Genomic DNA, 24,413 nt, shown 5'->3' with positions numbered 1-24,413 from the left:
TTGTTTTTAAACTTGTACCAGCCGTCTTTTTCGTGCGGCTTCTTTAATTACGCTAACAGACGTTCCGCCCAATTGTTGGCTTGTTGTCGCAAAACATCTGTAGCCGTCAATTGTATTTAATAGCACAAATGAATGTTATCGACATCATACTCCTCTTGATTATTTCGGTGGCGATATGGCGTGGCATATCCATGGGCTTCTTCACGGGGTTAGCTGGGCTGATTTCCTGGCTGGGAAGTCTTTTACTTACTTTCGTATTGTATCGTCATATTTCGGATCTTTTCGGGGCCAATCCCACGGCCAGCGTGTGGGCTATTCCCTTGTCGTTCTTGCTTACCCTGTTGCTCGCGGGCTCCCTACTGTCATTGTTAACAACCCGTCTTTTAGCAGCTGTCCCTGCGAAATTCCACCGGCATCGGTTAAATAAGTTTCTGGGCGCTATCCCTGGCTTGGCCATAGGTATGCTATATGCCGCAATCGCAGCGGCACTGTTGCTTTTATTACCGCTTTCAGACACCCTTACATCATACACGCGCGGTAGTGAGGTCGCCCAACGGCTCACTGCGGAACTGGAGCGGTTGGAACGGCCGTTCGCCCCGGCGCTAGCTACCGTAAACCGCTCGATCAACCGGATGACCATTTCGCCAGGATCGTCGGAAAGTGTCCACCTCCCCTTTTCGGTGACAGCACCCACTCCCCGCCCCGAGCTGGAAAGCGAGATGCTCCAACTGATTAACGCTGAACGAGCCAAAGTCGACCTATCGCCGCTGCGCGCAGACGAAGAGCTAAGGCAAGTAGCACGGCGGCACTCCGCAGATATGTTTGCAAGAAGCTACTTTTCGCACATTTCTCCCGATGGTGATACGCCGTTTGATCGTATCCGCCAAGCCAACATCACATTTCTTACCGCTGGTGAGAATCTCGCGATTGCCCAAACGCTTCCTCTTGCACACGAAGGTTTGATGAATTCGCCAGGGCACCGGGCGAATATCCTCCGCCCTGCATTTGGTCGCGTAGGTATCGGTATACTGGATGGTGGTATGTACGGTCTTATGGTTACACAATTATTTCGCAACTAACGATAAACACTTTGGATTGGAATCGAATATTCTTACACGACCTGGATGGCCCATTTGCCCTGGAAATCTTTTTCCGCACAGTATTTATGTTTTTGGTCGTCGTGGCTATCTTACGGCTGTCCGGCAAACGCGGTGTGCGTCAACTGTCCATATTTGAGTTAGCCATTATTCTCACCCTAGGATCCGCAGCGGGCGACGCCATGTTTTATGACGACGTGGCGCTGATTGCCACGCTACTGGTATGTGTTACGGCAATTGCCTTATACCGCTTGATTACCTGGCTGACCGTGAAAAGCAGTCGGTTGGAAAAACTGATCGAGGGAAAGGCGGTATATATTGTTGAGGATAGCGTAATGATTATCAAAGACGACGAAAAAGACAGCCTCTCTAAGGAGGAATTTTTTGCTGAACTGCGTGAAAAGGGTGTGGAACATCTGGGGCAAGTACGCGTCGCCATCCTCGAGACTGGCGGAAACCTCAGTGTATTCTTCTATGCTAATGACGAGGTAAAATACGGTTTGCCGATTCTTCCCCATGCCTACGATAAACATTCGGACACCATCGTCGAAGAAGGGCTATATGCATGCGTCGTCTGTGGTACGCTGGCGCAATTAGAAGCAGGCCGACACCGATGCAAGCGCTGCCAACATCATGAATGGGTAAAGGCCATCAACACGAAGCGGGTAAGCTGATCTATAACACGATTTCAAGGCCTTCTTCCGCGCAGTCATGTGCAATCCAGGACTGGTTTCTAAGCATCTCCCCGCCGAGGTGAGTCAACAATATACGTTTGTAGCCCAGTTGATCGTCATGGGCTTGCAAGGTCTTATAGTTCATGTGCCCCACCACCTCCAATTCGAAGAAATTGCATTCACATAGAAACAGATCTGCGTTTCGGGCAAGTTCGATCAACACTGGTGTCCATTCGGTATCGCCGGAATACGCAATTACCTTGTTGCCCGTGTTGATCCGTACTCCATGAGGCAACGCCTCCGGCGAGTGAGCCACCGGCCATGCCTGAACGTCAAGCCCATGCGCATGGATCGCCTTCCCGGGTAGGTATGTCTTAAAATGAATATCCAATTTATCCATCACCGCCGTACCGGGATAAAGCTGACCGAGAAGTCGCTCAATCCGCTCTTTTCCCGTGGGCGGACTGATAATAGTGAGTGGCTTCTCCCGCTGGTGAATGGCCTCGTCCAATAACAAAAAAGGTATCCCCCCGTAGTGATCGCCGTGAAAATGCGAAAGAACTACCATGTCGATATCGCGTATATTTACGCTTTGTTGCTTGATACCGTGATATGCCGTAGCTCCGCAGTCGAGCAACACGTTTGTATGCCCCGCTCGTATGTAGAAACACGTATGGAGCCTTCCACCGCTGCCGAAAGCATCGCCGCAACCAATGATTTTGCCCGTTGTATTTTCCATGCTTATTAAAACGACAGATTGACGTCGTAATTGTTGCTCAACAAACAAACAAGCTATCCTGTTTGTAACTAAGCGTATGGGAAAACGCATTCATTATCTATTATATTTCCTGGCAATCCTGGTTTTATTCGCTGCGTGCAGCGATCAATTTGCGGGGGCACTTTTTAAGGGGCAATATCCGCACCAACGCTATTTAACGCAACTCAGCAATGCCGGATTGCAACACAGCGTACTGTATAAGCAATGGGAAGAAGCCGCTGTGCGGAGCCTCACCCATCCAACAGCAATCACCATCCCCCATCACGAGTCTGCATACCTCGCCCCTGCACAGCCGCTCGCGATTGGCTACTCGTTCGATGCCCGCCAAGGTGAACAATTGCAGGTTGATGTCGCCGTACGAAGTTCAATCTTCACGCAGGTTTTCGTCGACCTTTTCGAAGTTCCCCAAGATACTGCTCACAATCATAAGCACCTGATTTCAGCAGATACGGGTAGTACCGCACTTTCCTGGATCGTTCGCCGCGATGGTCAATACCTCCTCCGCATACAGCCAGAGTTACTGGCCGAACTATCCTTCAGTTTACGGCTCACCGCAGAGCCGTCTCTCGCGAATCCAGTGGAACCTGCCGCCAAGCAGCATATCGGAAGCGTGTTTGGCGACGCACGAGACGGTGGTCGCCGGACGCACGAAGGGATCGATATCTTTGCGCCACGACTTACGCCGGTACTTGCATCAGCGGATGGTGTGGTGAGTCGCGTAGGGGACAATCGGCTGGGCGGGAAAGTGGTGTGGCTACGACCAAAAGGTCAAGGGGTAACATTATACTATGCGCATTTAGACAGCCAACTGGTTAAAACGGGCCAACTGGTTAAGACGGGCGATACCGTTGGTCTGATGGGCAATACCGGAAATGCGCGTACGACACCTCCTCATCTCCATTTTGGTATTTATGGTCGCGGAGGAGCTATCGACCCACTTCCTTTCGTACGCCCTGAAAAATCGACACCCCCCAAGATCAGGGTAGATACCACGCGGCTCGGCGACACCTTACGCATCGCATCGGAACTCGGAATGGGTGTTTCCCGCCATTCACCAGCCATAGTTGAGGCTGCATACCGCAACGGATACCGCGTGGTGCTTCCGGATAGTGGTAAATATTTCATAGGTACCGATCACCTAAAGCCCTTAACCGGTATTCGCCCGATTCGTTTGGACCAACCGCACACATTGTATGCACGACCCGATACCTCGTCTGCACGTATAACCGAACTACCCATTGGCGAACGTACCGCGGTCATTGCCGAGTTCGCTGAGTTTTTACTCATCGAAAGACCTTTACGGGGTTGGATACTCCGTTGATGCTATCCTGTTCTTTCTATGGTATTCGGTTCCTTATCGGCGCCTAATGGCACGATGCTGTTATATTCGTACAACCATTCATAAATACATCTCAAAAAACATCAACAAATGTGGCAGCTAACTGTTGGCATAGGTAATGAAAGACCAAAATAAACTTTGGATTGCCTTTGCCCTTGTATTGGCAGCAGGCCTGCTTAGCCGCTTCGCGTGGCTATATATTCACGAAACGGTAGGCGTTGTGTTGATTATCCTCAGTGCCGGTTGCATTGTCGCCGCATCGACCGTATTTGCCATATATTTCAGGGAGCGTTAACTAACATTCAATGAGGTAGGGTGAGTTAAATCAAAAACACTGGAACTATGAAATCAAAACGTTTTGTTGGCAGATGGCTGACCATCCTGAAAAACACATTTACCATTTTCATGGACGTACGAGGCCTCAAATTCAGTGCATCATTGGCGTACTACACCATTTTCTCGTTAGCACCATTGCTTGTACTGACGATTTCATTGGCGGCGATTTTTTTCGGTCAGGAGGCCGCCGAAGGCAAAATATTTGAAGAAATCAACGGGCTGGTAGGGAATAATGCTGCCGCGCAGATTGAAACCATGTTACAAAACGTACGGGTAAAGGAAGACAATACGCTCGCATTCATTATCGGTATTGGCACGCTCCTCATCGGCGCTACAACGGTGTTTTCCGACATGCAGCATTCCATCAATAGGATATGGGAAATCAAGCCAAAACCCAAGCGTGGATGGGTTAAATTGATTACGGACCGACTTCTCTCCTCTTCGCTCGTACTATCCCTGGGTTTCCTCTTGATTGTATCGCTGATCATCAATGGGCTCCTCATGGTGTTTATGGACTATTTAAGGTGCCTGCTCTCCGACTTGGCCGTTTATTTATCCATTGCACTTGATGCTGTCATTAATTTCATTGTCATCAGCGCCCTGTTCGGTGTTATTTTCAAATTTCTTCCCGACGTACGCATCAAATGGAAAGACGTCCGTGCGGGCGCATTTTTTACCGCCCTGCTCTTCATGCTGGGGCGTGTGCTTATCGGATTTTATATCCAGACCACTGGCCAAGGTTCTACCTATGGTGCTGCGGGCTCAATTATCATTCTATTGCTTTGGGTATATTACACAGCAGCCATTCTCTATGTCGGTGCCTCGTTCACGAGAGCCTACACCGAATCGCGGGGTAGGCGAATTGTACCAGCGGAGTTTGCGGTGCACGTAGAAGAACGGGAAACGGAAAAAGATGTAGACCATCTCCCCCCGGCGGTAAAAGGGGATTAGCATGTTACGTTTTTCGAAGCCCGCGTAATATGTACCCCCCAGTATACGTTAATATTAGTCCGGGTGCTACAAAAATTCGGGGAGTTTTTGAAACTATTTTATTTTTTTTCAAACAAAATCGCCCTACTTTCTGTTAACAATACTACGAAGCAACTAACAGAAGTAAAATACTAAACAGACAGTCCATCAGTAGAAGACACAATAACACCAAACTATGAAAAAAACAGCTACTTGCATTATTGTTTCTTTGAGTTCTTTATCGATAGGATTGTAAATTTAAATTCACGCCGTATCCGCGATCGATCATCTAGATTGACCGGTGTTGGATGTCCGTCCTATCACGAGCCAATGAGCATGCTGCCCTGATCAAGGTAGCGGAAGTCGGCTCGATTAATTGCAGTAACATAAGCATAATAATAACTATAAATTCGATGGATTATGGATAAGATTGAGTTCAACACCAAGGTCGTACAAGAAGTAAATTCGTTAAACAGCTACGCGCTGTATTTCACACGCGATGAAGAAAACGCACATGATCTTGTGCAAGACACCATGCTGAAAGCGTTTTCCTATTACAACAAATTTAAATCGGGCACCAATCTTCAGGCTTGGCTTTATACGATACTCAAAAACACCTTTATCAATTACTACCGGCGAAAAGTAAAAACCAACTCCATCATCCTTAAATCCGATACGATATCGTCATCGGATTTGTATAAAAGTTCGCTACGCAATGGCGCTGAGGGGAAATTCGTTATGGACGATATCGAGCATGCGTTATCTAAGTTGTCTGAGGAATACTATTCGCCATTTTCCATGTATTACGAAGGTTATAAATACCATGAGATTGCCGACTATTTCCAAATTCCCATCGGCACCGTCAAAACACGCATACATGTGGCTCGACAACAGTTGAAGAAAAAACTAAAATCTTATTCACCGGGCGGCGGAAATTAATCCATTCCCACTTACAAACACAAACCAGTATAAAAAGGAAGAGCTCGGCTAAAAACCGGGCTCTTCCTTTTTGATCTACGTCATACGTTTTCACTGCATCAAGCCAATCGCCCGATGCACGTCAAGCCGCGACATTGGCTTCCGATAGCGCAATATCCGTAAGTTTCGCGTCCGTTTCCTTCTCCTCATTCAGTGTGGTCCCCAAAATCTCCTTTGCATCGGTATGCTCCATGAGCTTCGCGTAGGTAACCAAGCAGCCATAAGATGCAATTTCGTAGTGCTCTACTTTTTGTGCAGCGGCAATCAACGCGGCATCCAACGACTCATCGCCTTCGAAACTCTCTATGATTTCGTCGGCCTCTGCCAGCAGTCCTTCCATTGCCTTACATTTTTTTCCGCGTGCAGCCAACCCTAACGATTCCATGACCTGTTTCAATCGATTGATGTGCTCTTCGGTTTCCGAATAGTGGGTCTCGAATGCAGTTTTCAACGACTCACTCTTTGCCGCATTTGCCATCTTTTTCAACCCTTTCAAAAGCTGCCGCTCTCCGCCCAGAATGTCGCGTAGTTCATCCACAAATAGCTCGTGAAGATGTTCGTTCGGCATTTTGCCATTTTGATTTTTACTTGCCATAAAATCCTCCATTTATTAATTTAACATATATAGACAACATCCATGTTATCCTTTTGTTTAAAGAATCGGGTTCCTTTCGGATGTTGCAACATTCTAACTCATGGGTTGTTAACTTATCAAACATTCCGGGCAATGCCATCGACTGTAATCAAGCATATCGCCTATAATGACGATGAGAACACGCTTAAAATCACGTTCCAAACGGGGGCGGTTTATGCGTATTACCATGTGCCGCCGTCGGTGCATGTCGGATTGATGGCAGCCCGATCGAAGGGACGATATTTCAATCGCTTTATAGCAGGACAATTTTCGTTTAAACGGCTTTAGCGATCATTCAAATTGGGTAGATTAGCTCCTTCAATCTCGGCTGTTAAGTCAAAGGTCGCCTGTTCTGCCAATGTATCGGTGTAAAAGTACCGGTTATACCCACTTCGATTTTTTAAAAAAATCTAAACAATTTTCAATCCTTTTTGTAGTACCTACGCCAACGGCCCTGGGAAGTTGGCAATATAATAATGCCGTTACCTTTTTATAAGCAGTTTAATCTTATGTTTTTTATAAGCAGTTTATCTTATATTGCAAACAAATTACTATGAAAGACTAAAAACACATATTGAAAAGATAAAACTCCATGTTTATATGAAGAAACAGATTTTATACGTTGAGGACGACGGTGATATGCTCGAGGTGGTGGCGGAGTTTATGCAATTTGAAGACTACCAGGTTATCACCGACTGCGGCAGATCGCTCGACAAAAAGTTAAAGCAATATGCCATCGGGCTCATTTTGCTGGATGAGAACCTGAATTGGGGTTGGGGAAGCGACTTGTGCCGAGGACTGAAAGCCGATGAACGAACCGCCCACATACCTGTTATCCTCATCTCTGCCGTTCAAAATATTGACAAAATCGCTGAACTATGCGGCGCCGATGCCTACATACGGAAACCCTTTGATATTTATGATGTCATTGATGTCGTCAACCAACACTACTTAAATCCCGAAGCAACTGCCAATCCTGATAGCTAAGCGGACGTCCATCGCCAACGATTAACGACTGGATGAACGTTATTGGTGGTGTAACTAATGTAGTGGAATACCCTTGAGATCCTTCCTCGGTGGGCCGGTAAGCACTTTTCCCGAAACATCGTAACGACCGCCGTGGCAAGGGCAGTCCCAGCTTTTCTCTGCATTATTCCAGGCAACAATGCATCCGGCATGGGTACAAATCGGGGTCAACGCGCTTAACGCTCCCTCTGGCGATTTATATAACGCGATTCGCTGGTTTTCATAATTGACAACAGCGCCTGTATCCGGCGCCAGTTCGGCCATCGCTTCCAACGTTTCTATCGTTAACCGATCGGCGACAAACCGGTATACCACGTCGGCATTTTCTTTTACGAAATTCGTGAACGCAGCAACTGGCTTCACGCGTAATGGAGAAAACAGGTTTTCACACGGGTTTTCGATACCAAGGATCAGATCGGCGAGTAATAAAGCAGAGAAGCTGCCAAACAAAATGCCGTTCCCCCCGAATCCGGTAGCTACGTAGGTGCCTTCGTCGCCGCCCGGCAGTTTGCCGATATACGGTAACCCATCAGCCGGTTCAAAAAATTGTGACGACCACCGGTAATCAATCGATGCCACCTCAAAGTGCTTATTTGCATACGCTTCGAGCTCACGGAATGATTGCACCGGATCACCATGGCCTGTTTTATGGTCAGCTCCGCCCAAGATCAGATACGGCTTGCCATCCAGCAGATGTGTCCGGAAATAATGGTAGGGTTCCTGCATATCGTAAGCCAGATCATCCGGGTACGCTTCATCAGCAAGTTGTATGCCCAGCACATAACTACGGTAGGGCGCGCACCGGAAATGCAATACATTCACGCCCGGGGGGATATGGGTAGCATAGATGATGTTGCTCGCCCGGGCAATTCCCGAAGACGTCTCCAGGTGGTGTACGTCTTGTTGTCTTTTGTTAGCTAACACCCGGGTATATTGCCATATAGCGCCCCCTGCTGCTTCAAAAGCTTGGGCCAGCGCGCGCAGGTATCTCAAGGGATGGATTTGTGCCTGCATCCGATAGCTGATGGCCATACGGAAATCTAACGGAACCGGTATTTCGCTTACTGGGGCCACTTCGACGCCGGCCCGGAGTGAGCCTTCATATATTTTTTTTAGCTCGGTCTCTTCCGATTCCGTCTGAGCAAACAAAACGCCGTCTTTATACTCAAAATCACAGGCTATTTGGTAGGCAGATACATTGCGGGCAATGAGGTCCCTAGCCGCACGAGCCGCGTCTGCCACCAGTCTCGCGTTTTCGACGCCGAAATCGCTTTCGATGGTGTGATAGGGTGTGTCCAACATCGTATTGACATGTGCGGTCGTACCGCCAGTGGTCCCAAATCCGATATGATGGGCCTCGATAACCACGCAACGCTTCCCAGCCTCTTGCAAGCGGAGGGCCGTTGTCAATCCTGTTATTCCTCCTCCCACCACCGCAACATCCCACAATTGATCGGTGATGCGGTTCTCGCTCTCGCTCGTAAAATGACTACCGGTGTGTTCCTGCCACGGACTGGCCAGCGCGCCATCTCTGGCCCAACGCGGATCGGTATTTTCTGCGCTTCTGTCAACATTCGTCATCGCTAAGATTTAAAACGCTAACACAGGCGCGCAAAATTTGTTTCAGCTATTAGCTCTTCCCGTATGCGGCGTTAGTCAAAAAACAACGCGCTACAGACGGCATTCACCCCCCGAACTTGGTTAATACGTATGCGTACCGCGCGATCGATGGGAAAGGTCACATATTTCCCTTCAGCGTAATCCCTCACCATATACACAGGCATCAATAATTCTTTGGTATGTAAGTCGAAAACTTCTATTGCAGACCTTCTGTCTTTATGATCAAAATCTACGAAATACAATGATAAATTTGCTGAAAATTCACCTGCTGTCTTCACGTCGATTGTCATGGTTTGCATGCACGCATGTGGGTCATTCGTATAAATGGCGCCCAAATTACCTTTATCATTTACCTTCAAGGCCCTTGGGTCGTCCACATTGACCGCCCAATTTGTATGGAATGCTTTGTTTAATTCGATACCGGTAACAAAAGGGGGCGTTATGCTATCATTCACTGCTGCATCATGGTAGTTGAAGAAAAGATGCCCCCGACTCCCATATTTCGTTTTCCAATCACCACGTGTTGACGTATCTTCTTCGATCTTTGTTTCTGCATATTGGAGCTTTTCCTTCGGACCGTCTTCCCACTTGCCGGTATAGGAGACACGACCTTTGTAATTGCCGGGTGATAAATTATAATAATAGACGAACTGATCGTCTTCGGCATCGTACCGTAGATTGCTACCATTGTTCAACCTGATACTTTTGATTATCCGCCCCGCTTTTGGAATGGCTAAATTTCCGGTTGTGCCTCCAGGAATATACAACCGAATGGATCCCGTTTCCGCATCGATAGCAAATGAGATACTTCCGTGGGGCGTAGGTACGTCGCCTTTTACCCTCGTAATCCGCGACGAGAGAAATGGCTTAACGACAAATGTTTCAAACCCGGGAGACAATGGCTTTACACCGAGGACTTCCTCAGTCAGCCATTTCGTTACTCCTGCGCTCCAAGGGTGTGTGAGGCTCGTATATCCGCACTGGTTATTTATTGGTGCGTCATTCGGCTTTGAGATATCATTCCACGAAGGCCTAAAAACTTCAAAGAAAGTAGTGCCTCCATACCGTATTTGGCCACCCCAGCAGTCATCAACCGTTGTAATCGCTTCTCCATGCCGTTGCATGTGAGACATGGCCTGTAATATGAAATATTGGTTAAAAGGTGAATAAGAAAGCCTTTGCATCCGATCCGCAAATGCATTTTGCCAAATTAACCGCCCTTCATTTTCTTTTATGAACAACGCATTTACAGCGTCTGCCGAAGCATGAAGCCCAAATGGTTGCCACCAATTTTGAGCAGCACGTAGCGCGGCAATTTTCTCATCGGCATAATGCTGGTATTTCTCGGCAATCTCATGCTTTCCCATTTGGCGCATACTAGCGGCAAATTCCGTCCACGAGCGGATGCAAAGCATGTGATAAGCATGATAGGTCTCAGGGATGTTGGGCGTTTCGAATCCTGCGCCAAGCCGTTCATCCCAACCGTAGAACGAAAGCGCCGCATTGGTGTCATATTGTTCGTAAGCACTATTCAGTTTCGCACACGCGTTTTCCAGCATTTCCTCCATTAGCGCATTATCGCCGGTGTAATTGTAATAGTCAATTAAGCTCAATATCCAATACAGGGAATAGCTGGCAATTCCGTTGTATTGTTCGGACGTATACCGAATATTTTCCTTCACGAAATCAAAATTACCAAAGGCTACCATGGATGCCGCTTGCGACGCATGGGCATCGCCCGTCCACGAATGCCTATCACTCCGTTCCATCAATATGGCTCCGAAGTGATCTTTAAGCAGATTCAGTTTTACGGTATATGCGCCTGTATACCATATACGCGTCAGCAACGTATCGTTGGTTTCGAAACTACCGTTATAATTCGTCGGCTTTATCTGGCAGACCAATCTAGGCGACCTAATTTCCATCGGTTTGTTCAGCGATCGGATGTGTATCCATCCGAACCGCACGCCTTCATAAAGCTCCTTGTTTAATTCAAGCCTAAAGGTTTGGCCATGCCTTACCGGTGTCGCTGTCTTTTTTGGGTGCTGCGATCCCGCGTTGAAAACAGCAGGCTCATTAAATTCGCTGATACTCATTTCTACCTCACCCTCAAAACCGGGGGAATCGAATTCGAACCACGCCGCATTGACCTGTCCAAAATCAAACCTGATATTGCAGGGAGCTGTAATCGTTAGGCTTGAATCGGCATGAATAGTCGCGGATGCCGGTTCGTCCACCACAACAGATACGGGCGACAATGTGTATATTTCCAAGCCGTCGGTGGCCTTGGGATCGTCCCACCGATAATGAGCAAGCGGATCGGGCGATTGCGGTATTTTCTCGCCTGACGGGACAGCGGTCAGCGACGGATAAGCAATCGTTTTATCGCTTATCTCTTGCGCCACCGACGTTGATATTAAAAAAAATAGCGTTAAAAAAAAGATAAACCACTTTTTATCCATGATTTTCTGCTTTCAGTTTTAGTTAATTCCTGTTTAATTACTCAAGATACAGACGAGCTTGCTTTAGCCAGCCAGTACGGACAGTTATCCACGCAATCCTAATGTAAACTCCACGAGACCAGCCTCATTGGTTCCTACCGTCAACGATCCATTGGACGTCGCTACTGCATTCCGGCGTTTCCCGTTTACCGTCACCTCGTATTTCATGTGAGGTACAAGCCCGTAAACGGTAACCCTTTTCTTCCGATCACTCGTTACAGACCATTGGTATTGGTCGGGGCCCCACCGGGCTACCTGAAGGTCGTTATAGTCGCCATGGCCAGCATGCAGTACCAGCCGCATGGCTTCTTTATTCTCTGGATAATAAACCACATCGGCCCCTGATCTTCCCACGCCGAATGCATGATTGCTCCATACCGAAAATTCTGGCGTGCTTAATCGATAGTCATTTACACTCAGCGACAGCTCATATACCGTATCGCGGAGCGTATAGGTAAACCGGGTACCGTTGAGTTCCGGCACCATATTCGGTTCCAAACCCATCCGATTCCATTTCGGCTGTATGCCGTAAACATCGCTATACAGCGCGGTCACCGTGGTTGCTATACCCGCTAATATATCTGTACCTAGTCCCTTTTGATCCACCCGGCTGTAACGCTGCGAAGAAAGTCCGTCCTTTCGATATTGTGCGAGTATATTGCGAATGTATTTCAAGGCAAGGTCTTTATCGAACTTAACGTACGACCGTATGCCGAGGTATCCCCACGTCGGAAATATGTCGCCGTTTTCATAGCGTGGAAACGGCCAGTTGTTATCGTGCACTTCCTCGCGTTTAAACGAATCGAAGCATAAGGGCCAGTGGAAAAGGTGTTCTTCGGCAGTGCGTCGTTCGATATTTTCGAGAATGATCGCGATACGTTCCTGCGTGTCGCATAACCCGAAAGCAATGGCCGCGAAATTGACGGGAGTAACGAGGTTGTCGCCATGCACAGTTCCGTCGGCATCTCGCCAGTACACATATTGTTCCTTTTCGGGAGCCCAAAAGCCACCCGCATCAATTGGCTTATTGAAAGCTTCCTTCAGCCGCTCGGCAATGCGGGTATAATGAGCTGCCTTTTCAGTGTCTCCCAACACCGTTTCACATGTTGCCCATAGGTTAAGCGCCTCATATAGTTGCGCATTTACAAACGCATTCTCAAAACCTGCCCATACGATGTCAATCCAATCACTTGCTTTCTGCTCAGCAATATTATTATTGACCATTTCAAAAATTCCGTTTCCATTGACGTCACGGCGAATTAGCCAATCGAGGGCACTTTCGCACGATTCTTTATGCGAATGCAACCAAGCAATATCGCCTGTCTGCTGGAATTGTTCGGCGGTATTAATCACGTAGCCGGTTTGGGAATCCACGGTATACCCCCACTGGGCTTCGTAGTAGCCCGTTTCTTCGTTATACGTTCGCGGAATCTCATCTCCAGGTACATCATGCCAACGCGACAATACACGTCCATCTTCACGCATGGCCAAATCGCGCTCCTGGTCGAGCGTAGCGGATAGGTTATCGGTATAATTTCTATCGTTCAAGGCCAACCCGATTTGTGCAAAAAACGGTTCATGCAGACATTTCCAATTGGTAATCCAGCCGTTGGCACCAACGATACGGTTGTCTACCACGCCATACCTACCTGTCGTATTCAGCAATTCACGAACAGACGCTACATCAATGCCGGGCAATGTACCCCGCCCGTAAGCTTCAAGGTAATTGACGTAGCCAAGCTCATAGGTTACCTTCACGTTACCCTGCTTTATTTCAAACGGAGCAAACACGTCCGCCTTTCGGTGAACGAAACGACTTAGGTTGTAACGCTGATCCAACTCGGTATCGGTAATCAAATGCGTGCAGGCGAAGGCACCTTGTTCATGGTGGGAATACGCAGCTGCAACAAACTGGCCGTCATTTACGTGCGCTGCGATTTGCAGGCCATCTTCCTCGTCTTCATTCCAGAAGGTCACGCCACCCGTATGTACGCCATATGTATCGTTGGGAGACGACAGGTATTTACACCATACCATTCCGCCGTTGTCCAGAATTCCCCCCTTCCAAGTCTCGAGGTCGCTGAAATGCCAGCTAGGCATTGCCATATCTTCCATCGCCAAGTCTTCCGGGTACGTGCGACTGATGGTCCACAGCACTTTGTTTCCCTCAAGTTGGAACTGCCATGATTCGGTAATGTGGCCAAGGACTATTCCGCGTAGCATTACTCCATCGGCTGTTGAGGAAACCTTGATCGGCTGGTCCTGACCCCATGAGGTCCAATGTGCATCGGCCGTTCTCACGGCAGTAAAAACACCCGTTGGGGCCAACGTGTTTTTGTTGTTGACCATGAGTTTGGTCACCTTACCACCCGACGAATAGTCAATGTGCAATGCGAGCCGTTTATCTGGCGTTGTGATACGGATGGTCTTCGTTTTGGAATCATGATAAACCTGACCGCTGGCACCACAAGCGATAAACGCTAACGAAACCGTCAGCGAAAAGCAGCATGCGGTTTTAAATAAATGGTACCGTTTTATCATGGTAACGATTCGTTCATTTTTACTACATATCGCTCCGTTAGCAATTGTTTCATCCAGCAGTTGAGTTCGTATTGATCAGCAACCGGCTGCGTAGTCTGGGGAATATACGCCATATATGGATAAGGGCCAAATTCAGGCGTTATGGTTGCGCAGGGATAATCCAACTGTTTTAACTGATCAATCCACCGATCCCACCACGCTAGGTGATGATTTAAGGCTTCCTGATTTTCAGGCGTACGCGGGTCCGTGACCTGCGGCCCCTGCGGATGCCCAACCCGCGCATGGATATGTTTAGTATGCCGTATCGCCAAGTCGACCGCTTCTTGCTGATCTTCGAGATAACTTTCTGACACACACACCCAATGGGATAAATCCAGCGCGAGTTCCAATCGCGGAAACGCCTTCAAATAATCTTTAACGACATGTGCTGCGTAAGACCATTTATTGCGGTGGGTCTCTTGGATGATCGGGATGGATGACTCCTGAGAAATCCGGTCGCAAAGGGCGAAGCACGCCTCCATTTGAGCCCGGGTATAATACTCGCGACCGGTTTGCGAAACAATAAACCGGGGCTTTGCTGTGGCATGCTGATAAGATAGCAAGGCGTACAAGTTGCGTTCCAGGGCATCCAAATAACGACTAAAATTAGGACCTTCTTCCAATTCCGCATGAAGCAAGATGTACGAAAGCCCCATGTCGGTGAGTGTATCGACCATGTCTTCATTCCTGTCCATATCGCCCAAAGGAAATACTTCTACCCCTGCAAAACCGTCTGTTTTGACACGTTGAGCGAATACTGGCCAGCGGATATGCTCCGAACCCCAGCGCGGGCAATAAAAGTCGATACGCATGGCTTCAGCTTTTATAGATCAACGGATTCTGCTCCTCATTATTCAGCAAATCGCCAACTTTCAATGTGCTGACGTACTCGTCGGGCAGAATATTCGGGGTGCCGTTGTAGGTGTTGCCATCGGGCATATACGCACATGTCATTGCCCTGCGGAATCCAGGGGTCATGTTTGCGTGGGCCCCATGGATAGTCAGTCCGTTGTGGAACGAACAACTACCCGCTTTAATCACCGCCGCCTTTGGCTGGCTTTGTTTAAACTCGGGATACACGTCAAATATGCCACCCATGTTTTTGCCGATACCCGCATTTTCGAAAGACGTCCGTTTATGCGATCCGGGGATAAAGAACAAGCAACCGTTTTCTAAGGTCACATCATCAAGCGCCACCCAGATTGATAATGCACGTCGGTCTGAAAAAGACCAAAAGGGCGTATCGAGGTGCCATGAGGTTGGATTGGCCCATGGGCGTTTGATAAGCGCTTGGTCATGCCAGATACGGATGCCATCAACGCCAGCCAACTCAGCCGCCATTTTACCGATCCGTTCATCCAGCATTAGCTGTTTGACCTCCTCGCTGGTTTGCCAAAGATTCAGTAATTGATCAAATACATTGTTGAAATAGGTAGCGTCTTCGTTGATTCCGTCATCTTCGCCGATGTGGACTGATTTGCCGGGAATTTTCAACCCGTTACGTTGATGGACGGCCGACGTTACGGCTTGTCGCCATTGCTCCAACTCTTCTGGAGAAAGAAAGTCTTCGATGATTAGGAACCCATTCTCGTCGTAAAAATCTAGCTGGGTTTTGTTTAGCACATTATTCATATTGGTATCTAACTATTGGTATCTAACTATTGGTAAACTGGTTTTACAAATGTAGGTCCTGACTGCTTGTTAAAAAATGACCAAACCGGAAGAGATTTTGCACTTTTTGACATTTATTGCTATGTTTGATTGAGCCAATTGAAAATAAATCAACGTGGAAAATTATCACAAATATTTACACATCAGCAAATTAGAGCGAGAATGGGGATTTTACATCACGACAGTAGGGTATTGCAAGACGGACAAAAACATGCATTATCCAGACACCCGACAACATCCGGAAGACCATGGTTTCTCGTGGAACAAGGGCCGCATTCTGGATGGGTATTACATTGTGTTCATCACCAGTGGCAGCGGTATATTTGAATCGGCGGAAACAGCGGCTCAGGAAGTTGAAGCAGGTTCATGCTTCATCCTATTTCCCGGTGTTTGGCATCGGTATGGGCCGAGCGTCCATGTAGGGTGGGAGGAGTATTGGATCGGATTCAACGGGAGTTATCCGCAACAACTCATGGATAAGTTTTTTGAGCCACAAAATCCAGTTGTCAAAACGGGATTAAACAAACAACTCCTTGCCTTATTTACGGAAATACTAGGCGCGGTATCCGAGGCACAAGTCGGCTACCCACAACTCGTAGCGGGGATTACCATGCAGGTATTGGGGCTGTTGAACAAAGTGAAGTTAACCGAAAAAATCGAAGACGACCCAGAGTCGGTATGGGTATCCCAAGCTACCTTCCTCCTGCAGCAGCAGCTTCATGGCCATGTAGATATCGAAGCGTTAGCCGGGAGGTTTCCCATCAGTTATTCGAAGTTTCGGAAGACATTTAAACGGCATACCGGCAAATCGCCCAACCAGTACCATCTCGATCTCCGTCTTGACAAAGCTGAGGAGTTGCTACGGAACACCAGCCTTTCGATCAAAGAAATCGGTTACCATACCGGATTTGACTCGCCGTATTATTTTTCCCGCATGTTTAAGGCAAAGTTCGGGTTGTCGCCAAAGCATTTCAGGTAAATCACACGTACAAACTTCGCGGGATGGCGCTCGGGGTTAGCCAGGCACCTCGGCAATACAGTCAATTTCGACTTTAATCCCCTTACCTAATACGGATTGAACCGTTGTTCTCGCAGGTTTAACGTCGGGGAAATATTGCGTATATACCGCGTTGTAGCGATCGAAATCATCGATATCGCTCAAATGCACCGTGCATTTCACCACATCATTCATGGTAGCCCCGGCGGCTTCCACTATGGATCGGATATTCTGAAGTGTACGATGCGTCTCCTCCTCGATGGTTCCAAGTACAAATCTAGATGTCGCAAAATCAACCGATGCTTGGCCACTAACAAATAAAAAGCCACCCGCCACGATACCGTCTGAAAAAACGCCGGTTACAAAGTTCTTATCCCGTTTCGGGTTATCAATCTTAATCTTCGTCATAAAAACACATTAAATCTCAATAATTATCAAATCAATCACCACCTCCAATCCGCAACATTTCTTCTCCCATGCCTTGGAATCCATATTCAACGGTTTCCAAATGCACTCGGTAATTAGACGAGAAATGGTTGACCACATCATCAAGTACAAACGACTTCTGCCCATGCAGATTTAACGTGGGGTAAATCCTTATCTCATTGCAGATCCGCAACATTTCCGTTATCGCCTGAATGTGGAATGCCAGTCCATAATAATCGTATAATAACAAAAAATGAGCACATAACCCAATACTGAACGTATTATCCGGGAATGCGAACGGTCCGGGAAGTGCCGTTGGTAGATACCGCCCTTGCTGCTTCCCCAACTCGAAATCAACAAGAAATGTTTTGGTTGCTTTCACCCGGGAACCGGCAATAGCGATCGCTTGTTGCCGGTGGTCCTCGGGTAATCCTCTCCAATATTGCTCCGATTGCGCCATCACGTCATTTAACCGCCGATCGATATCTTGCTTTGTAAACTGATAAATGGGGTCGACAGATACCATTTTACGTCCCAATTGGGTCAATTCGCTATTCACACTGGACGTACCGTCGGCAAAACCTACAAGTGGCCTGCGAAGATCCATATCGTCTAAATTGAAAATTGCCTTGTATTCGGCTAGATTATGCCCCCAAGGATATACATCATTTAATTTAATGGGTTCGATCATCACTCGTCACATGTAGACATTAGTTAATGGGGCTTTAGCGCCACCTTGAGCAACGCGCCCTGGCCGGGCGCTAAACTGTACCAAATGCCTGGCCATTCAATCAATTCTCCGGTGGCGTGAGAAAGTAGCTGGATTGCATCAGGATCAACCGATTCTGAAAACGTTGGACGAAGGAAGGTTGACCCTTTTAAGTCCTTATTTACGACCATGATCCACTTTGAGCCATCTTCCGTATGTGTAAATTCTCCAACAATAAATGAATGACCGGTTTCAAATCCCTGTATCAAACTCGTATCAGTGACGCCGTGGTTACGGTCGGGAATATCTCCGCCCACATGGTAAACGTCGTCACTTCGCAATTTCAGCAGCGTCGGTGCCCACGCTTGAACCCGCTTGTTAAGATTTTTCACGTTGTAGTAACTAGGCGTAATATCGCCAAATTCATCCAATGGAGCAAAGCGCCAATTACCCAACTCCGGAGCCCCCAATACCGAGAGTGTTTCGCCCACGAACTTATAGTATGCCAAGCCGTGGGCCCCGTAAGCCAATGCGCCGAAAATCTGTAATGACAAATCATCGTAAGAGGGAATACGGTAACTAAAGTGGGCACCTGTAAGCAAAATGGTGTGGAACGGGACATTATTTCTCAATGAGGCCGACCGTATATCCCATATGTTAGCCCAATATCCCCATGAAAATCCGTATGGATCACTCTCCCCAATCGCATAATTATCATAAGAAATAAATTTAGGCTCGCACTGGTCTACGAAGAGCTGTAAGTATTCCTTGTCATACCAATCTCCCATACCGGGGGGCAAGTTGATATAGGCCCATTTACCGGGTGCCAATTCATTGACCAATCTCGCGGACTTACCCAGTTCATAAAGTTGGTTCCCATCCGGTTCGTCTTTCAAATGATAGCCATATACTGCGGGGTGGTCGTTGTATTTTGTGATGAGGTCTTTCAGGGCGGCGTTGCCTTTTTCTGCATCAAACTGTTCGTCCCATTTCGGGGTGACGCGGGCATCAAACACAATGGCTTTAACACCATGCTGTTCACACGCATCTAACAGTTCTGGCGGCGTAAATGCGATCATGTTGATACCTGCCTCCGCCATTTTTTGGATGGTTTCTTCATTACGTACGTCATCCCACGCCATTATCGGAAAGAATACATCATCGACATTTTTCTCACTCTTGGGCTCTTGCTGACAGGCACAGAAAAACAAGTTGCCGATCACTAGCGATATCAATGACAAAGAGAATTGCCCCCCCTTTTTTACATTTTTCATAAGTGGAAAACCGTTAATAGCGTTCTAGAATTTTCGTTCTGATCCGATTAAACCATTCTTCTGATTTTGGAAAATCTGCATAATCCTTGATCTCATCAAACATCGGGTCATTTTGATCAATACCGGCAGACTGCAATAGCGCGAAATCTTGTAAGCTTTCTGCATAAACTTCATATCGAATGGAGTCTAGGGGCCCGTCCGGCCCTGGATAAACGACAAACGCGTCGCCATACGGCATACCCGGCCAAGCGGTTACGTCCGCTTGGGTAAACGGGTCACCAATGTCAGGTGTACAGAAAATAAACCAATAATTATGGCCCCAATGCAAGAAACCTTTAGCATCCAATTTATAAAATAGAAGACCAGTCATCCTAATTTTATATAGTGGCGTATCAAGCAGTCGTTGCACATACCTATCACGCGGGCCACAACAATAATATACCCAAGCCGGACATCCGGCAGCTTTAAAAGCAGGCGCAGTCGTGATGCTTGGCACCGGCATATCAGACAATCGCTCCGTAGCGAAATGAGGATCGCTCATCGCATCCATAACTTCCATCCACGGGGCCAATTCCTTTAGAAGTCCCCTAGCTTTCCGATAATCGGCAATCTGGGTCTCCCCGTCCGGTTCATCCGCACAATGGAATAGCGACATTTCAAATACATTCTCGTCGATCAAAAATTGTTTGAACTGCGGTAAAAACTGCTCCAAGAATTTCCTGTACGTGTCGGAAGTCGCACTGATTTCCGGGGCCCATAGCATATCGCCAATTTTTTCGTCGTCTCGTTCAAAAATACGCTGTGGATGGCGCCCACTTGTCGGGGCGGGCGTGAAAAAGTGCGTCCATTCCACATGATTTGCACCATACTTGACTGCGAGCCTTACCCATTTCCGAACATCGCTAAAATCGAACTCATATTTGTCCTCACCGGTTTTCTTTATTTTCAACAATTGAGCAGGGGTACGCAGAATCTCGTGTCTCGCATTAAAAATTGGTGTGTAAACCACATCTACGTTATGCGCAACGATATTGGCGATGTATGCTTCGGCCAATTCCCAGAAACGCTCTCCACAGGGTTTGATTTTGTACCACTCCCAAATCGAGTCTGCAGATATCCAATGGGTAACGGGAAAATCCTTTCTCGGCTGCAGCACCAACGAACGAATATCTAATTCGATCGGTAGTTCCACCGAAAATGGTTCGGGGTTAGTTAAACCCACGTAGCCATAGCGGTTCAACAAATTAACCTTCGCCGTCAATCGATGTGTACCTGTGGGTATATCGCTAGGCACTTTTACCGTTATCCAAAAGACACCATTGGATTCGGGCCCCACCTGCACACTGGTTTCGGGATATAATGGGTCCGGACACAAACCCGGAATAAAACCTATCCCCTCTATTTCCTCTTTGGGGACAAAGGTATTCAGATGTTGCATAGGCACGAAGCCAACTCTCCGTACCTGCACATCAAACGCGTCTGCACCCGAAATTTCACAACTGACCTGGGCCGAATCCGTGCTAAGGTTGCGAAAACAAACCTGGAATGACAGCTGTTCATTCTTTGCTGCTATAAAACGGAGTTTCTTCCTGCCTTCCGGCAGTGAGTTGGGATATACACGCTTCATCGATGTCTCCAACCAAAACTTGAGCTGGTTCTTTTCGATATACTCATTATAACCGCCCGTTACGGTAAGCTTTGATCCTTCTACAGCCCGCGTTGAAAGACCCGAAAGCCCCAGCACACCGGCTGCCAACCCACTTTTAATTGCTGTTCTTCTGTTTACTTTCATCTGTTTATTTTTATTCATTTTGTCACCAAGCATCTATTGTATATTCCAAGTTCCTCTCAAATCAAAATTATACTGCCATACCGCACCTGAAAAATCCACCGCCAACAGCTTGCCCCCATAGTCCATCAACCTATTGTATTTATTCCAGCCGCTGCCCACTTGTCGAGGCTCGTCCAGCTGCCCATCTTCTGCAATATCGATGTACCAAAGGTTACCGCCAGGCTCCACGGCCAAAAGGCCATCCTGATATGCTTCAATAATTGCATAGCTATCATAGCCCGAGCCCACAACGGTTTTGCTGCTCCATGTGGCGTCCACTTTTCTGATGACCTCCAGTTCACCGTTCGTTTTTCTGCCGTATATCGCATTCTGTTTGGCCGAAAAGGTCAAGTGATCGTAATCGTTAAATCCATTGCCCGTTACACCCAATCCGCTCAATGTTCTGGCTTCCACATTGAGCGGATACTCAAATATAGCGCCGGGCACGCCGCTGTATACACCATTAACATCCCTCGCGATGAGCCCAGTAGGGTGAGCGATTACCACATCAAAAACACCAAACCCTCCGGTGGGAAGTCCGGGTACGGGATTGTTCTTAAACACACCTGCTGAATTGTCGTATTCATAAACTTCCAGGACGTCCATTTCCGTTCCCGCCAAAGTTCCTTGAATGGTGAAAAGATACTTGAATGATCTACTCCCAAAATCCCAAACCTTCGTGGGCGGTTCTTCCCCCAATGGATAGGTACCCCTAATGTGGATGTACGCCGTCTTCAATCCAGCATTTATTGGAATATCGACATCTGCCTCCGCAATACTAACCGGTAATAAGTACGATGCACCTGGCTCGATGTAATCCATTGTTTTGAATGCAATCGTTAGCGGCGTTGAATACGGTTTTCCTTTTTCTATGGTCACCCGATTATCCGATATCTCATAGCTGCCTGAAGGCATAATCCGATAATCTGTTCGGTTTTCCTCATTATATTGCGCAACCAACTCAGGCTGCGCTTGCATCGTAATGTGGATATCTTTATCCGTTCGGTCTTTCCCTCCCAGTCCCGCACTTATTGCAATGGATTGAATGGAGTCCGTAATATTGAGTGTGTGGCTAGGGTATCCTTCCCCTGCCTGAATGATGTATAGGGTTTTGAAACGACTTAAATCCTCTACGTCAATTGCATTCTTGCTGCACGACAGCGCCACAAGGATGACGGTCAATATGGTGAATATTTTTTTCATTGTTACCATTTTAGTCAATTCGCATAAATCGAATACCTATTTTACCAACCCGGATTCTGGTTAACACCAAAATCGGGAATAATGGACGCATCCTGAATGGGTATAGGGAACATAAGATATTTGTTTTGCCAAACATTTGTGGTTCTCACCACAAACCTTTCGTAGTTGAATGTGTCGCCACCCGCTACTATCGGTTCCATGCCCGTCACCACGCGATCGGTCTGATCCAGTATCTTCCATCTTCTCACGTCCCAAAAGCGGTGTTCTTCAAAGGCAAACTCAACCCTACGTTCATTACGGATCCGCTGGCGCATCTCCTCCTGCGTTAAACCGGCTGGAAGACCCGGCATATTGGCTCGGTTTCGAATTGCATTCACAGCAGCATAAACATCGCTGTTGGGGCCACTGGCCTCATTTTCTGCTTCTGCAAAATTAAGATAAAGCTCGGCCAACCTGAATTTCTTCCAATTCGTGGAGTTTTGCCCCACGTTATCGGGAATAGTCGGATTAATAAATTTTCGGAGATAATAGCCCGTATGGGTATTCCTTCTACTCGGTGGCGACTTCAAAACTTGGTCTTGGCCTCCGGCAAAGGTCTGAATCGTATGGAATACACCGCTCCCCATATTGTATTGAGCACCATTATACCAAACGGTAGCGTAAAACCTGGGGTCTCTTCCTTCGAATGGCCTTGAGGGGTCGTATCCCGATCCCGAGTTAACTATCGGCTCCAGATGGTCCTCGTCATGGTAGCCTAAAATAGCAGGTTCTCCCGTAGCCTGCATATCATAACTGTCTACCAGCTCCTGCGATGGACAGGAACCGGCTTTCATCATTCCGGTTTTGCTTGGGATACTATTTATGTTTCCAGCAAAACTTCCCGGTCTCTCATAGATCGTTTCGCGGTCATTGGGCGCTTCCGATATATCGGCCACATTCAAAAAATAATCCCCATAGTTTGCTGCCAGGCGATATTCCTCTCCCGCGGTCAGAACCGAGAGCGCATTTCTTCCTGCCTCGGCGGCGGCTTCCCATTTTGCTGCGTCGTTTGATGGGTTCCAGAGTGGGCTTGCGTTGTAAAGTAAGATTTGCGATTTTATAGCGTACGCAACACCTTTCGTAAAACGCCCCCGCTCGCCAGCCGACGTAATCCGCATGGGCAAGGCGTTGCCCCCAATCGCTGCATCACAGTCGGCCACGATAAAATCGGTCACCTCTTGAAATGTAGGTCTGGTCAGCGACGTATAATCAAAATCGCTTTCAAAGGGCTTATCCACCAAAGGCATAGGGCCGTATTTTTTTGCCATTTCTAAATAGTAAAACGCCCGCAACAACCGCGCTTCTGCCTTAAAGCGCTCTCTGTTATTTCCGGTTGGCACATTCGCCTCATCAATATTGGCCAGAAACACATTAGCATGGTAAATCCCCGCCCAAAAAGCCGAATAGCCACCTCCCGTAGGATCACTGCTCGGCGTCAATGCACCGCTCAACCATTGATTGGCCATACCGCTAGACTCATTGCCCACATCACTATCATGTGCCTCATCGGTGATTCCCGCTAGAAAAGCTAAGAAGTGATAACTCGCGTAATACGTCGGAATAGAGCTGTACACCGTGTTTAGGTACGCTTCCGTCCGAATCTCTTGGCCGAATATATCATCCAGCGTCATCCGACCATCTGGCGTAATATCCAGCGGATCGTTTTTACAACCGTACGCTAACGATAACATAAACCCGACAAAAAATATCTTCTTCATAATGAAACGGTTT

The 24,413-nt window shown here is 47.6% G+C and carries 22 protein-coding genes; 9 read left to right on the top strand and 13 right to left on the bottom strand.

The window, feature by feature from the left end:
* The first annotated feature begins 128 nt into the window (after positions 1 to 128).
* Both VNQ80_RS19100 and VNQ80_RS19095 read left to right on the top strand, forming a co-directional pair.
* Positions 129 to 1,079: a CAP domain-containing protein gene (locus VNQ80_RS19100; protein ID WP_325641696.1), complete on the top strand. Its 951-nt coding sequence runs from the start codon at positions 129 to 131 to the stop codon at positions 1,077 to 1,079.
* Between the two features lie 11 nt (positions 1,080 to 1,090).
* The gene (locus VNQ80_RS19095) at positions 1,091 to 1,771 is read left to right on the top strand and encodes a DUF421 domain-containing protein (RefSeq protein ID WP_325641694.1); all 681 of its coding nucleotides are present in this window, start codon (positions 1,091 to 1,093) and stop codon (positions 1,769 to 1,771) included.
* A gap of 1 nt (position 1,772) precedes the next feature.
* Here VNQ80_RS19095 and VNQ80_RS19090 read toward each other — a convergent pair whose 3' ends face one another.
* On the bottom strand, positions 1,773 to 2,510 hold the full coding sequence (locus VNQ80_RS19090) for an MBL fold metallo-hydrolase (protein WP_325641692.1): 738 nt from the start codon (positions 2,508 to 2,510) through the stop codon (positions 1,773 to 1,775).
* Between the two features lie 76 nt (positions 2,511 to 2,586).
* Here VNQ80_RS19090 and VNQ80_RS19085 point away from each other — a divergent pair, with 76 nt between their 5' ends.
* The 4 genes from VNQ80_RS19085 to VNQ80_RS19070 all read left to right on the top strand — a co-directional run bounded on the left by VNQ80_RS19085 (position 2,587) and on the right by VNQ80_RS19070 (position 6,132).
* Positions 2,587 to 3,870 carry a M23 family metallopeptidase gene (locus VNQ80_RS19085; RefSeq protein WP_325641690.1) on the top strand — a complete coding sequence of 428 codons (1,284 nt, stop codon included), beginning with the start codon at positions 2,587 to 2,589 and terminating at the stop codon, positions 3,868 to 3,870.
* Positions 3,871 to 4,006: 136 nt separating this feature from the next.
* Positions 4,007 to 4,183 (top strand): hypothetical protein, encoded by a 177-nt coding sequence (locus tag VNQ80_RS19080; protein ID WP_325641688.1) that lies wholly within the window; start codon positions 4,007 to 4,009, stop codon positions 4,181 to 4,183.
* A gap of 47 nt (positions 4,184 to 4,230) precedes the next feature.
* Entirely contained in the window at positions 4,231 to 5,175 is a 945-nt protein-coding gene (locus tag VNQ80_RS19075) for a YihY/virulence factor BrkB family protein (protein ID WP_325641686.1), read from the top strand.
* A 438-nt stretch (positions 5,176 to 5,613) separates the two neighbouring features.
* Positions 5,614 to 6,132: an RNA polymerase sigma factor gene (locus VNQ80_RS19070; protein ID WP_325641684.1), complete on the top strand. Its 519-nt coding sequence runs from the start codon at positions 5,614 to 5,616 to the stop codon at positions 6,130 to 6,132.
* Positions 6,133 to 6,253: 121 nt separating this feature from the next.
* Here the strand turns inward: VNQ80_RS19070 and VNQ80_RS19065 are convergent, their stop codons facing one another.
* Positions 6,254 to 6,766: a ferritin-like domain-containing protein gene (locus VNQ80_RS19065; protein WP_325641682.1), complete on the bottom strand. Its 513-nt coding sequence runs from the start codon at positions 6,764 to 6,766 to the stop codon at positions 6,254 to 6,256.
* Between the two features lie 132 nt (positions 6,767 to 6,898).
* Here VNQ80_RS19065 and VNQ80_RS19060 point away from each other — a divergent pair, with 132 nt between their 5' ends.
* Positions 6,899 to 7,093: a KTSC domain-containing protein gene (locus VNQ80_RS19060; RefSeq protein ID WP_325641680.1), complete on the top strand. Its 195-nt coding sequence runs from the start codon at positions 6,899 to 6,901 to the stop codon at positions 7,091 to 7,093.
* Positions 7,094 to 7,405: 312 nt separating this feature from the next.
* The gene (locus VNQ80_RS19055; RefSeq protein ID WP_325641678.1) at positions 7,406 to 7,792 is read left to right on the top strand and encodes a response regulator; all 387 of its coding nucleotides are present in this window, start codon (positions 7,406 to 7,408) and stop codon (positions 7,790 to 7,792) included.
* Positions 7,793 to 7,846: 54 nt separating this feature from the next.
* Here the strand turns inward: VNQ80_RS19055 and VNQ80_RS19050 are convergent, their stop codons facing one another.
* From VNQ80_RS19050 to VNQ80_RS19030, 5 genes are all read right to left on the bottom strand, one after another.
* Positions 7,847 to 9,412: an FAD-dependent oxidoreductase gene (locus tag VNQ80_RS19050; RefSeq protein WP_325641676.1), complete on the bottom strand. Its 1,566-nt coding sequence runs from the start codon at positions 9,410 to 9,412 to the stop codon at positions 7,847 to 7,849.
* Positions 9,413 to 9,483: 71 nt separating this feature from the next.
* Complete coding sequence (locus VNQ80_RS19045; protein ID WP_325641674.1) at positions 9,484 to 11,856, bottom strand: alpha-L-rhamnosidase C-terminal domain-containing protein; 2,373 nt, start codon at positions 11,854 to 11,856, stop codon at positions 9,484 to 9,486.
* Between the two features lie 141 nt (positions 11,857 to 11,997).
* Positions 11,998 to 14,493, bottom strand: coding sequence for a hypothetical protein (locus VNQ80_RS19040; protein ID WP_325641672.1), 2,496 nt, complete (start codon positions 14,491 to 14,493; stop codon positions 11,998 to 12,000).
* On the bottom strand, positions 14,490 to 15,344 hold the full coding sequence (locus VNQ80_RS19035) for a sugar phosphate isomerase/epimerase (RefSeq protein ID WP_325641670.1): 855 nt from the start codon (positions 15,342 to 15,344) through the stop codon (positions 14,490 to 14,492). The genes VNQ80_RS19040 and VNQ80_RS19035 overlap by 4 nt, the downstream gene beginning before the upstream one ends.
* A gap of 4 nt (positions 15,345 to 15,348) precedes the next feature.
* Positions 15,349 to 16,164 (bottom strand): phytanoyl-CoA dioxygenase family protein, encoded by an 816-nt coding sequence (locus VNQ80_RS19030; protein ID WP_325641668.1) that lies wholly within the window; start codon positions 16,162 to 16,164, stop codon positions 15,349 to 15,351.
* Positions 16,165 to 16,318: 154 nt separating this feature from the next.
* On the opposite strand from VNQ80_RS19030, the gene VNQ80_RS19025 reads away from it, so the two are divergent.
* Positions 16,319 to 17,182, top strand: a complete 864-nt coding sequence (locus tag VNQ80_RS19025; RefSeq protein WP_325641666.1) for an AraC family transcriptional regulator — start codon at positions 16,319 to 16,321, stop codon at positions 17,180 to 17,182.
* A gap of 36 nt (positions 17,183 to 17,218) precedes the next feature.
* Here the strand turns inward: VNQ80_RS19025 and VNQ80_RS19020 are convergent, their stop codons facing one another.
* The 6 genes from VNQ80_RS19020 to VNQ80_RS18995 are packed head-to-tail and all read right to left on the bottom strand — an operon-like array spanning position 17,219 to position 24,400.
* Positions 17,219 to 17,608 carry a Rid family detoxifying hydrolase gene (locus tag VNQ80_RS19020; protein WP_325641664.1) on the bottom strand — a complete coding sequence of 130 codons (390 nt, stop codon included), beginning with the start codon at positions 17,606 to 17,608 and terminating at the stop codon, positions 17,219 to 17,221.
* Positions 17,609 to 17,639: 31 nt separating this feature from the next.
* Entirely contained in the window at positions 17,640 to 18,320 is a 681-nt protein-coding gene (locus VNQ80_RS19015) for a hypothetical protein (protein WP_325641662.1), read from the bottom strand.
* 20 nt (positions 18,321 to 18,340) lie between these two features.
* A complete protein-coding gene (locus tag VNQ80_RS19010) occupies positions 18,341 to 19,609 on the bottom strand; it encodes a hypothetical protein (protein ID WP_325641661.1) in 1,269 nt (422 codons plus the stop codon).
* Between the two features lie 13 nt (positions 19,610 to 19,622).
* Positions 19,623 to 21,401, bottom strand: coding sequence for a DUF4091 domain-containing protein (locus tag VNQ80_RS19005; RefSeq protein ID WP_325641660.1), 1,779 nt, complete (start codon positions 21,399 to 21,401; stop codon positions 19,623 to 19,625).
* Positions 21,402 to 21,434: 33 nt separating this feature from the next.
* Positions 21,435 to 22,643, bottom strand: coding sequence for a BT_3987 domain-containing protein (locus VNQ80_RS19000; RefSeq protein WP_325641659.1), 1,209 nt, complete (start codon positions 22,641 to 22,643; stop codon positions 21,435 to 21,437).
* A gap of 41 nt (positions 22,644 to 22,684) precedes the next feature.
* Positions 22,685 to 24,400 (bottom strand): RagB/SusD family nutrient uptake outer membrane protein, encoded by a 1,716-nt coding sequence (locus VNQ80_RS18995; protein WP_325641658.1) that lies wholly within the window; start codon positions 24,398 to 24,400, stop codon positions 22,685 to 22,687.
* Between the last annotated feature and the right edge of the window lie 13 nt (positions 24,401 to 24,413).

This window comes from Parapedobacter sp. (assembly GCF_035556095.1).
Taxonomy (GTDB): Bacteria; Bacteroidota; Bacteroidia; order Sphingobacteriales; family Sphingobacteriaceae; genus Parapedobacter.
Note: the sequence above shows the minus strand (reverse complement) of the source record. Positions and strands in the feature narration are given on the sequence as shown.

Excerpts from the sequence above, each read along its gene's own strand:
- VNQ80_RS19100 (WP_325641696.1), top strand. The coding sequence starts at position 129 with ATGAATGTTATCGACATCATACTCCTCTTGATTATTTCGGTGGCGATA.
- VNQ80_RS19090 (WP_325641692.1), bottom strand. The coding sequence starts at position 2,510 with ATGGAAAATACAACGGGCAAAATCATTGGTTGCGGCGATGCTTTCGGC.
- VNQ80_RS19085 (WP_325641690.1), top strand. The coding sequence starts at position 2,587 with ATGGGAAAACGCATTCATTATCTATTATATTTCCTGGCAATCCTGGTT.
- VNQ80_RS19080 (WP_325641688.1), top strand. The coding sequence starts at position 4,007 with ATGAAAGACCAAAATAAACTTTGGATTGCCTTTGCCCTTGTATTGGCA.
- VNQ80_RS19075 (WP_325641686.1), top strand. The coding sequence starts at position 4,231 with ATGAAATCAAAACGTTTTGTTGGCAGATGGCTGACCATCCTGAAAAAC.
- VNQ80_RS19070 (WP_325641684.1), top strand. The coding sequence starts at position 5,614 with ATGGATAAGATTGAGTTCAACACCAAGGTCGTACAAGAAGTAAATTCG.
- VNQ80_RS19065 (WP_325641682.1), bottom strand. The coding sequence starts at position 6,766 with ATGGCAAGTAAAAATCAAAATGGCAAAATGCCGAACGAACATCTTCAC.
- VNQ80_RS19060 (WP_325641680.1), top strand. The coding sequence starts at position 6,899 with ATGCCATCGACTGTAATCAAGCATATCGCCTATAATGACGATGAGAAC.
- VNQ80_RS19055 (WP_325641678.1), top strand. The coding sequence starts at position 7,406 with ATGAAGAAACAGATTTTATACGTTGAGGACGACGGTGATATGCTCGAG.
- VNQ80_RS19050 (WP_325641676.1), bottom strand. The coding sequence starts at position 9,412 with ATGACGAATGTTGACAGAAGCGCAGAAAATACCGATCCGCGTTGGGCC.
- VNQ80_RS19040 (WP_325641672.1), bottom strand. The coding sequence starts at position 14,493 with ATGATAAAACGGTACCATTTATTTAAAACCGCATGCTGCTTTTCGCTG.
- VNQ80_RS19035 (WP_325641670.1), bottom strand. The coding sequence starts at position 15,344 with ATGCGTATCGACTTTTATTGCCCGCGCTGGGGTTCGGAGCATATCCGC.
- VNQ80_RS19030 (WP_325641668.1), bottom strand. The coding sequence starts at position 16,164 with ATGAATAATGTGCTAAACAAAACCCAGCTAGATTTTTACGACGAGAAT.
- VNQ80_RS19020 (WP_325641664.1), bottom strand. The coding sequence starts at position 17,608 with ATGACGAAGATTAAGATTGATAACCCGAAACGGGATAAGAACTTTGTA.
- VNQ80_RS19010 (WP_325641661.1), bottom strand. The coding sequence starts at position 19,609 with ATGAAAAATGTAAAAAAGGGGGGGCAATTCTCTTTGTCATTGATATCG.
- VNQ80_RS19005 (WP_325641660.1), bottom strand. The coding sequence starts at position 21,401 with ATGAAAGTAAACAGAAGAACAGCAATTAAAAGTGGGTTGGCAGCCGGT.
- VNQ80_RS19000 (WP_325641659.1), bottom strand. The coding sequence starts at position 22,643 with ATGAAAAAAATATTCACCATATTGACCGTCATCCTTGTGGCGCTGTCG.
- VNQ80_RS18995 (WP_325641658.1), bottom strand. The coding sequence starts at position 24,400 with ATGAAGAAGATATTTTTTGTCGGGTTTATGTTATCGTTAGCGTACGGT.